Here is a 12,437-nt window from a genome sequence, read left to right on the forward strand (position 1 = left end):
CGACGCTCACCGCGTGAGGATCACCGGCCCGAGAAACTCGCACACCGTCAGCGCCAGAGCGAGATCCAGGCGATCGCGGTCCGCCGGGACCTCGGCGAGCGCCTTGCCGACGCGATACTTCACCGTGTTGCGGTGGAGGTTGAGCCGTTCAGCGGTGTGGAGGTGGCTTTCCTTGGTGGCGAAATACACCGACAGCGTCTCCCGCAGCATGTTCGCGTTCGGGGAGTCCTCGGCGAGTCCGCCGAGGACTTCGTGGACCCACGCCCGCGTCGACTCGAGGTCCTGCGCCAGCAGGGACACCACGGCCACACCTCGGTCGCCGAATCCGATCACCCGATTCGCCGCACCACCCGGCATGGTCGCCACCGAGTAGGCGGCGAGTGCCTGCTCGTGGGTTCTCCGGAAACCCCGTGCCCCGGATGCGGGAAGGCCCACCGCGACTCGGATTCCCGCCGGCACGGTCGAGCGCACCGCGGTCACCGACGAACCGTCGGTGACGTCCCGTCCGACCAGTGGAATCCAGGCCCAGACCGTCGACCGGTCGATCGCGGTGACGATCGGCGGGGAGCCTCTGCCCAACCGGGTACCGAGTTCGCGGGCCGCGTGGGTGAGCGCGACCAGTTCGCGGGGTTCGTCGTCGAATGACCACAGGATGAGCGCGAGGTGCCTGCGGTCGAGCGCGTAACCGGTCTCGGACTCGAAGGCCCGCTCATCGGATTCGGCGCCGTCGAGGAACGAGTGGATGGCCGCCGATTGCACGTTGCCCTCGACGCCGAGCCACCGTCGGCGTTCGTCTTCGTACGCCTCGAACACGTACAGGGAGATCCAGTCGATGTATCCGGACAACACATCGGAGATGTGCCGGGTCAACGCCATCGACTGTCCGGCGTCGAGGTCGAGATCCTCGACCAGTCGGTAACATTCACGCATCACGCTGTTCTGCCCGAGATGGTAGGCACGCACGAGCGAGTTCGACGGCACGTCCCGTTGCGCCAGACGCAGCGCGTATTCCACTGCGGCGGTGGTCGGTTGCAGGTGTTCGATCGGAATGTCGTTCGCCAGGACGTGGATGATCGTCGAGACGTTGCCGTGCACGCTCGCCTCGAGCAACTCCACGAGCTTGGGATCGGTGTCGAGCTGATCGATCTCCCGGGCCATCATGGCACTCAACTCGGAGACGATCTCAGACACGTTCTCCTGCAAGTTCTTCGCGATCACGGCGGCCTGCTCGAGCAGCTCGGACCCGGCCGCCGCGGGGACTCCGGCCAGCCGGTCACGCGCGGCGTCCCCCGCTGTCCACAGCGCACGCGACGATCGCGAGGCGGTCATCGTCGCGACCGTGCGTATCGCAACGCCGACTCGGCGGCGTGGTATCCGCACAACCCGTGGATACCGGCACCGGGTGGACTGGCCTGAGAGCAGATGTACACGCCCGGTACGCCGATCGCGTACGGATCGAGCGCGGCACGGGGTCGCAGGACCATCTGCAGGCCGTCGTTCGCTCCGCCGATGATGTCCCCACCCGCGAAGTTGGCGTTCGACGAGTGGAGTTGTTCGGTACTCGTGCCGGTCGTTGCCACGATCCGGTCGCGGAATCCCGGTGCGAATCTCTCGATCTGCGCGACGATCTGCTCGGTGGCATCGCCGTCGAAACCTCGAGGGACATGCGCGTACGCGTAGATCGGATTGATGCTGCCCGCACTGCGACCGGGATCGGCGATGTACTGCTGACCGAGCAGGACGAACGGCCGTGGGACCATCACACCGGCCGCTCGCTGTCGCTCGGTGTGGGCGATCTCCGCGAAACTCCCGCCGAGGTGTACTGTCCCGGCCCGCAGGCAGTCCGGATTCGACCACGGGATGTCCCCGTCGATCGCGAAGTCGACCTTGTACGCCGACGACCCGATCCGATAACGCCGGTACGCGCGGCGAATTCGAGCCGGCATCTCGTCACCGAAGATCGAGAGCACCTGCGCCGGGGACAGGTCCAGGAGTGTGATGTCCGCCCGCGGCAGGTCGGCACGCGAGCTCACCCGGACACCGGTCTCGATCTTGCCGCCCGAGTCCCGCAGTGCGCCGACGATTGCCGCGGTGATCGCTCCCGAACCGCCCTCGGCCACCGGCCATCCGTAACGGTGCCCGCTCGCGGCGATCATGAGCCCGAGTGACGCGGTGAGCGGACGGTCCAACCGGGAGAACAGGTGTGCCGCGATCCCGCCGTACAGCGCACGGGCACGCTCGGTACGGAACCAACGCGCGAGCACGGTGGCCGGCAGGATGGCCCGCGGGCCGAACGATGCGAGGCGAATCGGATGACCGGGAACGTGCACGACCGGGCGGAGCAGATCGTCGCCGAGATCGTCGAAATGCTCGGCCAGATCACCGAACATCGCCTGCCAGCGCGATCCGTCGGCGCCCAGTCCCGCCGCCGTGGCACCGATCGACCGGAACAGCAATCCGGCGTCGCCGGAATCGAGGGGGTGCGCGCAGTCGGCGTCGGGCCATTTCCACACCAGCCCGTACCGCTCGAGACCGACCTCCGCCCAGAAAGGCGATCCCACGCCCAGCGGATGGAACGCCGAACAGTGGTCGTGGATGACGCCCGGGACCGTCAGTTCGCCCGACCGGGCCCCACCACCGACGACCTCGGCCGCCTCCAGGACCTGCACGTCGACACCGTCTCGCGCCAGGTGCAGAGCGGCGGCGAGCCCGTTGGGCCCGCCGCCGACCACGACAGCTGTGGTCACTGCGGCGCCTGATCGGTCAGCCGGACCGGTGTCGCGCTGCGGTCATCGGAGCGCATCTTCGGTTCATGCACCACCTCAGGATCGGTGACGGCGCGGCGAGCGTCAACGTCGAGAGTCCAGTCGACCTGGAACGGGATGGGCCCGTTGGGCAGCCACGGTTGCTCGTTCACCGCGTCGACCACCCGGTAGGTCCCGGTCTCGATGACGCCCAGCGCCGCATCGATCACCTTGAACCGCTGCGTGCCCCGGTGGATCGGCTGGGACTCGATCCAGGCCACCGTGAACTCACCCGGCGCGAAGCCGCACCGCTTCTGCAGCGCCGCGATGAGCCGCTCGTCATGGAGATGCCCGTCTCCGAAGTTGAAGGCCACCAGCGAGTTACACGAGAACTCCGCCTCCCTCAGCGTGTAGGTGTCGATGTCCGACCCGAGATGACGGATCATCAGCGAGTACAGCGCGCGACCCTGGCTGTGCATCGAACGCCAGGCCAGCAGCTGGTGCATCACGACATCGGCCACCTCGGCCGGGTACGAGGCGAGGAGCTGGGTGCGGGTGTTCTTCGCCGGCCGCACGATGTGCTGGTCGAGCTTCTCCTCGGCACCGGGCGCGAAAGCCCACGTGGCCGACGCCCAGTTCCCCGCGTACTGGCGCATCGACGGCAGGAACGAGACCAGGTCCGGACGGAGGTTGCCGAGCACGGGGAAGAAGCAGAGCGCCGCGGCGATCAGCACCATCACCCACGGCATCGACGTGTCGGTCAGCGCGTAGCCGTCCCAGGCCGGGAAGCCGAGGAACAGGAACACCGAGGCGTACGCAAAGAGCAGGTTCCACTCGAGCGGAACGGCCAGTGGGAACGTCGACAGGATGAAGAAGTGGAAGCACACCATGAGGACGACCGCCGCCACGGTGAGCGACTTGCTCGACGAGAACAGCAACACCAGTGGGGTCACGACCTCGACAATGGTGCCCAGGACGTGTCCGACGCCGCCGGCCAGCTTCGACGGCCGCATGTCCTCGGGGAAGTCGCGATAGTGCGCCCGCTTGATCTTCTTGCTCGGCAACCACGGGGTGTTCGACAGCATCGGCGGGATCACCATCGAGAAGTGATGCCCCAGCTTGGAGATGCCGGCACCCACCCACACCGACACGATGAGCAATTTGAGCGCCAGGATCATGTCGACGAACGGGAGGACGCCGAAGAAGATCATCGCCGGGAGATACTGCTCAGAGCGAGCCGCGATGAAGATGACCTTGTCCCGCAGGCCGATCACGACGAACAGAGTGATGAGGGGGTACATCAGGACGGGGTTCACCAGTCCCTGGTTGTCGGCCACCACCGAGTCCAGCGAGTTCGACGCGATACCCGGGAGTGCGATCGCGACAGCAAGATTCGCAAGGATGAGCGCGTAGACCGCGATGTCGAACGCGGTGCGGGAGTCCCCCTTTGTGAAGGGCACCTTGCCGGGCCACGGTGGGAGCCGGATCGTCTGTGGCCGCAGCCAATACAGGAAGCCGCCGGTCATCGGTTTGAAATGTCCGGCCAGCGGCCCCCACGACCCTCCGATGCCCAGGACCTCCACCAGCACGGTCCACAAGACCAGCTTCTGATAGACGATCGGCTGGTTCCACCACTCGGTCACGTGCAGTGGGTTGAGTCCGGACGTCACCGTCGCGAGGACGATCCCGACACCGCCGTAGAAGACGAAGACTTTCATCAGATAGATCAGATGGACCATCTTCGGCGTGCCGAAGCCGTGATCGGCCCAGTGTGCTCCCAGCACGCGGATCCGATCGAAGAACGGCCGCTGGAGAAATGTCTCCGGATCCACCTGGGGAAAGTCTGGTTGTGTGAGTCCCATTGGTGCGCATTCCTTGTCGTGTGAATGGGTCGGTTGAGGTGTGGGTGGGTTGGGTGTGGGACCGGCATCGCCGGTCTCGGCGCGCGGGTCATCGGCTCGGCGTCCGCCGTGGGACGTCGAGATCGGGCCGAATCGGGGGATCAGATGGGCTGCGGACTGCGGAGACCGGACCGCAGCGCCGGTTTGTCGATCTTCCCGACCGGATTGCGTGGCAGTCGGTCCACGACGTGGATCGTGCTCGGCTGCTTGATTTTTGCCAATCGCCCGACGAGGTGGTCGGCCAGCTTCTCCGCGTCGACACCACGGTGTGGGTAGGCGACGACGAAGGCGACGGGCAACTCACCGTAGAGTTCGTCGGGTGCGCCCACGACCGCGCACTCGAGCACGTCGGGATGCGTCGCGAGCGCGTTCTCGATCTCCTTGGGATAGATGTTCTCCCCGCCGCGGATGATCAGGTCCTTGATGCGGTCCACCAGGGTGAGGTAGCCGTCCTCGTCGAGGCGGCCCACATCGCCGGTGTGCAGCCGGCCGCCGACGATGGTCGACGCGGTCGCCTCCGGTCGATTCAGGTAGCCGCGCATGACATTCGGACCACTGATGACGACTTCACCGATCTCACCCGTGGGTACCTCCGTGCCCTGTTCGTCGACGATGGCGATCCGCTGCCCCGGAAGCGCCGGGCCCACCGTCCCGAGTTTGCGTACTCCGACGACCGGATTGCAGGCCGACGCACAGGTGCCCTCGGTCAGGCCGTAACCCTCGACGACAGGTATCCCGAAGGCGCCCTCGACCCGGTCGAGCAGTTCTCTCGAGATCGGGGCGGCCCCGCAGACCGCGAACCGGAGAGACCCGGTGGCCTCGGCTGTCAGACCTTCCTGCGACACGAGGAGCGCGTAGATGGTCGGTACGGCGGAGAAGTATGTCGGGGTGAGCCGTGCGACGTCGTCGAAGAACCGTGACGGCGAGAACTTCCCGGTGATGCTGAGCTGTCCGCCCGCGAGCATCGGCGCCAGGAAGCTCACGCAGATGGCGTTCACGTGGAACAGCGGCAGCACCAGGAGGGCATGGTCGGCAGCGGTGAGACCGAAATGCGTGACCATGGTCGACGCCATGTAGTGCAGATTGTCGTGCGACAACCGGACACCCTTGGGCCTGCCCGTGGAACCGGAGGTGTAGATGAGCAAGGCGTCGTCGCCGGCGGCCGGTGACAGTGAGCCCCGCCAGTCCGCGCTCGGCGCCGTCGCCAGTTCCTCCACGTCGAACCGGGCACGGTCGGACCCCAGTTCTGCTGCGCGGGTCCCGATGACGACCCGTGCTCCCGAATCCGCCAGCTGGTACTCGGCTTCCTCCGGGGTGAATGCCGGGTTGACCGGAGTGGCGACCGCGCCGATCCGCCATGCCGCCATCAACGTGACCAGAAGTTCGATCCGGTTGGGCAGAAAGGTCGCCACGACGTCCCCGGGTCGAACGCCAGCACGGCCCAGTTGTTCGGCGACACCCTCGACGCGACGCGCGAAACCGGCGTAGTCCAGGGCGACCACGTCGTCGCGAACACACGGAGCGTCGGCGCGATGGGTCAGGTCCCATGCGAAGTACGTGCTGGTCACCGGGCTACCTCCGAAATCGTCGTGGTCGATGTGATCCAGAACACTATGAAATCGAGGGGCGAACGGAAACGGTCGCGGAGGCCAGACTTCGTCCGGACCTTTGTGCTCGGGGGACAATCCGACACCGGACGTCGTCGGTCCGGTCGAGCTCTGCGTGCGCGGGGTCCCGGTAGCGTGTGAGGTGCTCCGCGCAGGCCCTCGCGAGCGTTCGGCGAACCCGAGGCGGGCCACCGTTGCACGACGTCACCCGACCGCCGAGAAAGCACCATCCATGACCGCGCACGCCAACGGACCCTTACCGTCGAGACGGTCGCCGGACGACGGACGCGCGCTCGACGCGGTCACCGCCTTCGACGCCGGACTGTCCGACCAGGAGCGGCGGGTGCTGACCGAGCGCGTCTACGCTGCCAACCCTCGCACCCAGTCGGAGGTCGCCGACCTTCTCGGATTGTCCCGCGAACGAGTCACCCAGATCGATCGCTCCACACGACACCGCCTGCGCTCGTTGATCGACGCAGACCCGGCCCTCGCCGACCTGTCGGCGATGATCAACCGCCGGGCCGCTCCGGTCGCGGACGCCGCTGCGCTCATGGCCGACTCGACGCTCGCCGGGACTCCGGTGGGCGGCGTCGAGGCCCCGTGCTGGCGGGTGGTGGCCGCGGCGTCGGGTCTGCGCACGAGCGAGAACTGGATCATCCGGGGCAGCCTGCGCTCGGTCGCCGAGTTCACGAAGTCGGCGGTCGAGGCGGCGGCGCGCCCCGGCGAGGCGGCTTCGATCATCTCCATCGCGGATCACCTGTTCCTGTCCGGAGATTCGGCCGCACGGTGGCTACTGCGGGCGGGATACGAACTACTCGACGGCCACGCGATCGCCGCCCGGTCGACGACGGGCGAGATCGTCGTCGCAGCGCTCTCGATCCGCGGCGCGCCGTTGACCTTCGACGACATCATCGACGCGACTTCGGCGATCCCGCGTGCCCACAACAGTATTCGAAACGCGCTCGCCTCGGACGAGCGTATCGTCAGAACCGACCGCACCCGCTACGGCCTTGCCAAATGGGGCCTTCCACGATACGAGCCGGTCCATCTGCAGATCGATGCGATTCTCTCCGACCGTGACGGGGCCGTGCCCCTCGACGACGTCATCGCGACGATCCGCGGTCGTCACGACGTCAGCGAGGCCACAATCCGTGCGTATGCCGGTGCCGGCGAATTCCAGATCCGCGACGGCATCGTCACCCGACGCGAACGACCACATCGGCCGCGGCGGACGCCGGGACGAACGCGCGGACTGTACCGCGAAGACGACGTCGTGCACTGGTCGACGACGATCACTCCCGCGCAGTGTCGCGGAACGGGTTTCAACATACCCAGCGCACTCGCCGGCCTTCTCGGCATCGGCCCCGGTTCACCGGTCACACTCGAGACCGAGCTGGGCACACAGGCTTTCACGTGGGCATCGGTTCAGGCACGGACCGGCTCGATCAAGCGGTTCATCGATGAGCTCGAACTGGAACCGGGTACGCCCGTGTTCCTCGACTTCGGGCCGCACACCTTCGCCGTTCGACGGGCCGAGCACGCAACCGCGTCGTCCGCCGCGGACATCCTGACCCGGATCGGGCGGCGACCGACCCGGCTCACCAGAACCCGACTCCTCCAGGTGCTCGCCGAATCACTGTGGTTGCCATCGCAATCCGGAATCAACGACGTCGTCGAGCTCCTCCGCAGGCGTCGCGAGACCGACCTCTCGGACCGGGTCGCGGGCGCACTGCGCTGAGTATCGGGCATCGGTCAGCGAGTGCTCGGGGCACCCCAGTGGGGCTCGCCGTACGGGGCGTCGACCGCGACGCATGCGCCGGCCGACGCGCAGGCGAGGATCCGGACCATGGTGTCGCGAGTACCGAGATCGCCTTCGAAAGACACATACTCGCCACGACGCAGCCCGACGTCCGCCACCATCCGCTCCGCTTCGGCGATGAGTTGGCCTGTGGCGGCTTGTGGTCCGTGTCCGAGGTCGACGAGGCCGCCCTCGTTCCGGAGCATGTCCGCCGTCCGGAGTGCAGCGAGGACGAACTCGTCGCCGACGCGGTACATCTGACGACAGTGGCTCCGGGGCACGGCGGCTTCGACCAGATCCTCGACCTCGCTGCATTGATCGACATGAGCGAGCACGAAACCGATCTCGCACGAATGTGCCGGTTCGCTCGATGGGCCGAGGACGATCGGAACCGTGACGGCGTCGACCTCCAGCAAGGAATGCCAGGCGAGCACGAACTCCCAGCCGGTGCGGATCACGAGACCCACCCGACTGCCCGCGCGGACCCCGCAGGAGACCAGCTGCTCGGCCATCCATTCCACGGACTCGTAGAACCGTTCGAAGTCGATGACGGCGTCACCGGTGTTCACCGCGGGCAGCGAGCCATGGGTGTCGTGGGCGCCGCTCAGCAGCGAACATGACGCCGACGTCTGACTCACACATCCCCGTATGCGTAGCGAGTTCGACTGCCGTGCAGCCGAACTCGTAGAAATCGCGGGCGACTCCGCCGTCTCGCACCGGCATGAGACCCTCGCCTTGCGGAGGTTAGGCTACCTTTACCAGGCGGGTCGGTGTCAACCCCCTACATAGTTTTTCACTCATCTCATATTTAGGGTACGTTCACCTACGATCCCACCCTGCCGCAATGTCGGGCCTCCCCCTGCGATGAGTCCCGACGCGCATGCGACACCCCGTTTCCGAACGGGTAGATGACACGAGGAGAGCACGAGATGACACAACGAACCCTGCGGGCCGTCGGACTGTCCGCACTCATCGGCGGATCGGTCACTGCCGCGCTGCTGGCCGGCGCCGCGTCGGCGGGTGCAGATGCATTCGTCCGGCTTCCGGGCGGCACCGCGAAAGGTGAGGGCATCCAGATCGTCCGGTCCGAGGAGAGCGCGCGGGTCTCGGCGTCGATGGCCGCCAACGGGGTGTCCAGGACCACCTGGGTCAGCGGCCAGATCACCTTGTACGCACCGAATCTCAAACCCGCGAAGGCAGGACCGGGCGTCGGCGCGGCCGGCGAGACAACCCTGCCCGGAAGCAACGGAACCGCCACGAACGGCGCCGCCGCCACCCTCTCCACCGGCTACATCATCGGGTGCCAGGTGAACATCAAGGGCCTCCAGGGCGGTCTGTCCGGATCGTTGACCCCGACCGCCCCCTCCCTGTCGGGGACCCTGACCGTCCCGCTGGCCGCCGGCGACGTCACGTTCGTGGTGTTGAACACCAAGAACATCGAGAAGGCCGGTACTTATCACCTCGGTTACGACGACGCGCAGATCGACGTGCAGAACTGCGGCGGTTACGCCCAGGCGCGAGCATTCACCACGATCGAGACCACCGGCGAGGTGCACCAGAAGGTGAACCTCTACGGCAAGCCGTTCTCCATCGGCTGACCGCGAACCCGTTGCCCACCACCATGACCCGCCGAATCGGAGCTCCCATGACCGTCACCAAGCGCCGCACCACGCGCACCCGGATCATCGCGTCCACGACCGCAGTCGCCTGCGCGGCACTGATACCCGTCCTCGATGCCGCACCCGCACACGCCGACACCACCGTCCAACTCCCCGGGCAATCCGTCACGAAGAAGTTGAAAGACGGTACGACGGTGACCATCACGCGCAGCAAAGAGTCCGCGCGGATCACCCCGTCGATGGGCGCCACGCCCCTGCACCGCAACGCCTGGGTGTCCGGCAAGTATGTGGTGACCACCTCCGACCCGGCCGCGAAGATCGGTGTCGGCGCCGGCTACATCGTCGGCTGCCAGCTGACGCTGGGCGGTAACTCGAACAGCAGGGCCGGCGCGACCGCACCCAACTTCGACCTCCAGAGCGCGACCACGACGGCCGAGACCGGCGCCGGCGTGACCATCGGGCCCGGCCAGGCGGTCAACTACGTCATCAACGACCGTGAATACAAAGACGCGTTCGGTGCGGCCGGCCACTCGTCGTCGATAAGCTTCTCCGGCGGCAAGGGCACGCTGGCGTACACCAACGAGACCATGATGGTGAACGGCTGCGCCGGTTACGCGCAGGCCCGGTCGTACGCCAAGGTGAGCATCACCACCGACAACGTGTCGCAGTCGATCGCCGTGTACGGAAAGCCGTTCAGCATGGGCTGACCGACCACCGCTCCCAGAGATGCGAAATGGCCCCCCACCCGTGAGGATGGGGGGCCATTTCTGGCGGTGGCGGAGGGATTTGAACCCTCGGTACGGGGTTACCGCACACAGCATTTCGAGTGCTGCACCTTCGGCCGCTCGGACACGCCACCGCCGAAGACTGTACCGCAGACCCGCGGTCAGACTTAAATCGGCTGCTCAGGCGGGCTTCGTCGAGCGGCCGGCTGCACTAGTGGCCGGTCAGCGTGTCCTTGACGTCGTCGATCTTGCCCTTGACGGCGTCGGCGGCGTCGGTGATCTTCTGCTTGCCCTCGGCCTGCGCCTGGTCGCCCTTGCCCTCGTTCTTGAGGTCCTGATCGTCGGTGAGGCTGCCGGCAGCTTCCTTGCCGCGACCCTTGAGCTCTTCGGCCTTGTTCTTGGCGTCGTCCGTGGTTCCCATGAAGCCTCCTCGGTGAGGTTCGGCGCGGCCGGGTGCCGTCCGATGTGGAAGAACTCGGCGACGACCGACGCGCCGGCTGCTCGACACTGGCGCCGCCTGGGGAGCGGACTCCCGCATCCCACCGTGCCACAGGTGTGCACTGAGCTGCATGACCGCAGGTCAGCGACCTGTCAGCGGCTGTTGAACTTCTGGGACACCTCGTTGATCTTGTCCTTGGCGGTACTGAACGCCTCTTGGACCTTCTCGTTCTCGGCGAGATCGTTGAGCTTGTCCTTGGCGGTGCCCAGCGCGTCCTGGACCTGCTTGCTCTCGACGAACTCGTCGATCTTGTCGCGCGCGGTACCCAGCGCCTCCTGGACCTTGCCGCTCTCGGCGAACTCGTTGATCTTGGCCTTGGCGGTGTCGAAGGCCGCGGTCACCTTGTCGGACGGATCGGTCATGATTACTCCTCGCGGATCGGGGATGCTGACGTCCAATCTGCCAGGACCGCCCGCCACCGACCACCGGTCTGCACCCTGAGATCTCACCGATCTTGAGTCCTCACGACCCCGAGATGACGACGGTCACGGGTGTCGTCGGGTGGCGAAGAAGTCGACCATGAGTGCGCGGCACTCGGCTTCGAGGACGCCGCCCTTCACCTGGGGGCGATGTGACAGCCGTGGATCGCGGACGACGTCCCACAGCGAACCGACGGCACCGGTCTTGGGCTCCCACGCCCCGAAGACGACGGCGTCGACCCGGGACAGCGTGATCGCTCCGGCACACATGGTGCACGGTTCGACGGTCACCGCGATAGTGCATCCCGGGAGCCGCCATCCATCACCGAACGCCCGCGCCGCGGCACGCAGCGCAAGCACCTCGGCGTGGGCCGTCGGATCGGAATCGGCCTCGCGACGGTTGGCGGCGCGGGCCAGTTCGACGCCCTCGGGGTCGAACACGACTGCCCCGATGGGTACGTCGTCGGTCCCCGACAGTGCCGCCGCGTCGAGCGCGGACCGGACCATGGCCTCCCAGGCGGGCGCACTCATCGCGCGGCTTCGTGCGGGCTCAGTGGCCGAGGGAGTCGAGAACCTTGCCCAGCTCGTCGGCGAAACCGAGCCGCGCCGCGATCATGCCGAGCTGTTCGTCGGCATACAGATCGGTGTCCCCGACGATGATGCTCATGACCGCGTCGGGCAGTCCCAGGTCGGCGAGCAACCCGAGGTCCCCTTCCTCCCACGGATCGATCTGATCGAGCTCGTCCGGATCGATGTCGGGGACCTCGATGTTGAGGGCGTCCAATGCGTCGACCGCGATGTCGTAGTCGACGGAGGCGGTCGCGTCGGAGATCAGCAGACGCGCCCCGGTCGGCGACGGCCGGACGATGATGAAGAACTCGTCGTCGACGTCGAGGAGTCCGAAGACCGCGCCCGCCGAACGCAGCTCACGCAACTGGGTCTCGGCGTCCTCGAGATCGGAGAGCGCCGACGGTTTCATCGCGGTGACCTTCCAACCGCTCTCGTCGCGGACGACCGCCACGGCGAAACCGTCGATGTCGTCGTCCACGTCCTGCGCGTTCGACCCCGACTTCCCAAATCCGGCACCGGCCATGCGACAAACCGTAGCCCCTATCACCGGTACTC

General features: G+C 66.8%; 12 protein-coding genes and 1 tRNA gene. 3 read left to right on the forward strand and 10 right to left on the reverse strand.

From position 1 onward, the window contains the following. Positions 1-6: 6 nt before the first annotated feature. The 4 genes from FFS52_RS14695 to FFS52_RS14710 all read right to left on the reverse strand — a co-directional run bounded on the left by FFS52_RS14695 (position 7) and on the right by FFS52_RS14710 (position 6,213). Positions 7-1,329 carry a helix-turn-helix domain-containing protein gene (locus FFS52_RS14695; protein WP_137810119.1) on the reverse strand — a complete coding sequence of 441 codons (1,323 nt, stop codon included), beginning with the start codon at positions 1,327-1,329 and terminating at the stop codon, positions 7-9. After that, on the reverse strand, positions 1,326-2,747 hold the full coding sequence (locus FFS52_RS14700; protein ID WP_137810120.1) for an NAD(P)/FAD-dependent oxidoreductase: 1,422 nt from the start codon (positions 2,745-2,747) through the stop codon (positions 1,326-1,328). The genes FFS52_RS14695 and FFS52_RS14700 overlap by 4 nt, the downstream gene beginning before the upstream one ends. After that, on the reverse strand, positions 2,744-4,606 hold the full coding sequence (locus FFS52_RS14705) for a DUF3556 domain-containing protein (RefSeq protein WP_137810121.1): 1,863 nt from the start codon (positions 4,604-4,606) through the stop codon (positions 2,744-2,746). Before FFS52_RS14705 ends, FFS52_RS14700 begins: the two co-directional genes overlap by 4 nt. A 140-nt stretch (positions 4,607-4,746) precedes the next feature. Further along, positions 4,747-6,213, reverse strand: coding sequence for an AMP-binding protein (locus FFS52_RS14710; RefSeq protein ID WP_137810122.1), 1,467 nt, complete (start codon positions 6,211-6,213; stop codon positions 4,747-4,749). Positions 6,214-6,484: 271 nt separating this feature from the next. On the opposite strand from FFS52_RS14710, the gene FFS52_RS14715 reads away from it, so the two are divergent. Then, on the forward strand, positions 6,485-7,990 hold the full coding sequence (locus tag FFS52_RS14715; protein WP_137810123.1) for a sigma factor-like helix-turn-helix DNA-binding protein: 1,506 nt from the start codon (positions 6,485-6,487) through the stop codon (positions 7,988-7,990). A 14-nt stretch (positions 7,991-8,004) separates the two neighbouring features. On the opposite strand, the gene FFS52_RS14720 is transcribed toward FFS52_RS14715, so the two are convergent. Next, positions 8,005-8,688: an AMP-binding protein gene (locus FFS52_RS14720; protein WP_249356388.1), complete on the reverse strand. Its 684-nt coding sequence runs from the start codon at positions 8,686-8,688 to the stop codon at positions 8,005-8,007. Positions 8,689-8,979: 291 nt separating this feature from the next. Here FFS52_RS14720 and FFS52_RS14725 point away from each other — a divergent pair, with 291 nt between their 5' ends. Together FFS52_RS14725 and FFS52_RS14730 are read left to right on the forward strand one after the other, a co-directional pair. Beyond that, complete coding sequence (locus FFS52_RS14725; protein WP_137810124.1) at positions 8,980-9,648, forward strand: MspA family porin; 669 nt, start codon at positions 8,980-8,982, stop codon at positions 9,646-9,648. 47 nt (positions 9,649-9,695) lie between these two features. Next, positions 9,696-10,376: an MspA family porin gene (locus FFS52_RS14730; protein ID WP_249356392.1), complete on the forward strand. Its 681-nt coding sequence runs from the start codon at positions 9,696-9,698 to the stop codon at positions 10,374-10,376. Positions 10,377-10,437: 61 nt separating this feature from the next. On the opposite strand, the gene FFS52_RS14735 is transcribed toward FFS52_RS14730, so the two are convergent. From FFS52_RS14735 to FFS52_RS14755, 5 genes are all read right to left on the reverse strand, one after another. Next, positions 10,438-10,528: transfer RNA gene (locus tag FFS52_RS14735), tRNA-Ser, on the reverse strand. Positions 10,529-10,605: 77 nt separating this feature from the next. Then, positions 10,606-10,815 (reverse strand): CsbD family protein, encoded by a 210-nt coding sequence (locus tag FFS52_RS14740; RefSeq protein ID WP_137810126.1) that lies wholly within the window; start codon positions 10,813-10,815, stop codon positions 10,606-10,608. Positions 10,816-10,985: 170 nt separating this feature from the next. Further along, entirely contained in the window at positions 10,986-11,255 is a 270-nt protein-coding gene (locus FFS52_RS14745) for a hypothetical protein (RefSeq protein WP_137810127.1), read from the reverse strand. Between the two features lie 123 nt (positions 11,256-11,378). After that, a complete protein-coding gene (locus FFS52_RS14750; protein ID WP_171011642.1) occupies positions 11,379-11,843 on the reverse strand; it encodes a nucleoside deaminase in 465 nt (154 codons plus the stop codon). Between the two features lie 19 nt (positions 11,844-11,862). Then, positions 11,863-12,405: a tRNA adenosine deaminase-associated protein gene (locus FFS52_RS14755; protein WP_058250986.1), complete on the reverse strand. Its 543-nt coding sequence runs from the start codon at positions 12,403-12,405 to the stop codon at positions 11,863-11,865. Positions 12,406-12,437: the final 32 nt, after the last annotated feature.

The organism is Gordonia sp. ALPHA1B1 (assembly GCF_005502615.1).
Lineage (GTDB): Bacteria > Actinomycetota > Actinomycetes > Mycobacteriales > Mycobacteriaceae > Gordonia > Gordonia hongkongensis.

Coding starts and splice junctions, on each gene's coding strand:
- FFS52_RS14695 (WP_137810119.1), bottom strand. CDS start 1,329: ATGACCGCCTCGCGATCGTCGCGTGCGCTGTGGACAGCGGGGGACGCC.
- FFS52_RS14705 (WP_137810121.1), bottom strand. CDS start 4,606: ATGGGACTCACACAACCAGACTTTCCCCAGGTGGATCCGGAGACATTT.
- FFS52_RS14715 (WP_137810123.1), top strand. CDS start 6,485: ATGACCGCGCACGCCAACGGACCCTTACCGTCGAGACGGTCGCCGGAC.
- FFS52_RS14725 (WP_137810124.1), top strand. CDS start 8,980: ATGACACAACGAACCCTGCGGGCCGTCGGACTGTCCGCACTCATCGGC.
- FFS52_RS14730 (WP_249356392.1), top strand. CDS start 9,696: ATGACCGTCACCAAGCGCCGCACCACGCGCACCCGGATCATCGCGTCC.
- FFS52_RS14740 (WP_137810126.1), bottom strand. CDS start 10,815: ATGGGAACCACGGACGACGCCAAGAACAAGGCCGAAGAGCTCAAGGGT.
- FFS52_RS14745 (WP_137810127.1), bottom strand. CDS start 11,255: ATGACCGATCCGTCCGACAAGGTGACCGCGGCCTTCGACACCGCCAAG.
- FFS52_RS14750 (WP_171011642.1), bottom strand. CDS start 11,843: ATGAGTGCGCCCGCCTGGGAGGCCATGGTCCGGTCCGCGCTCGACGCG.
- FFS52_RS14755 (WP_058250986.1), bottom strand. CDS start 12,405: ATGGCCGGTGCCGGATTTGGGAAGTCGGGGTCGAACGCGCAGGACGTG.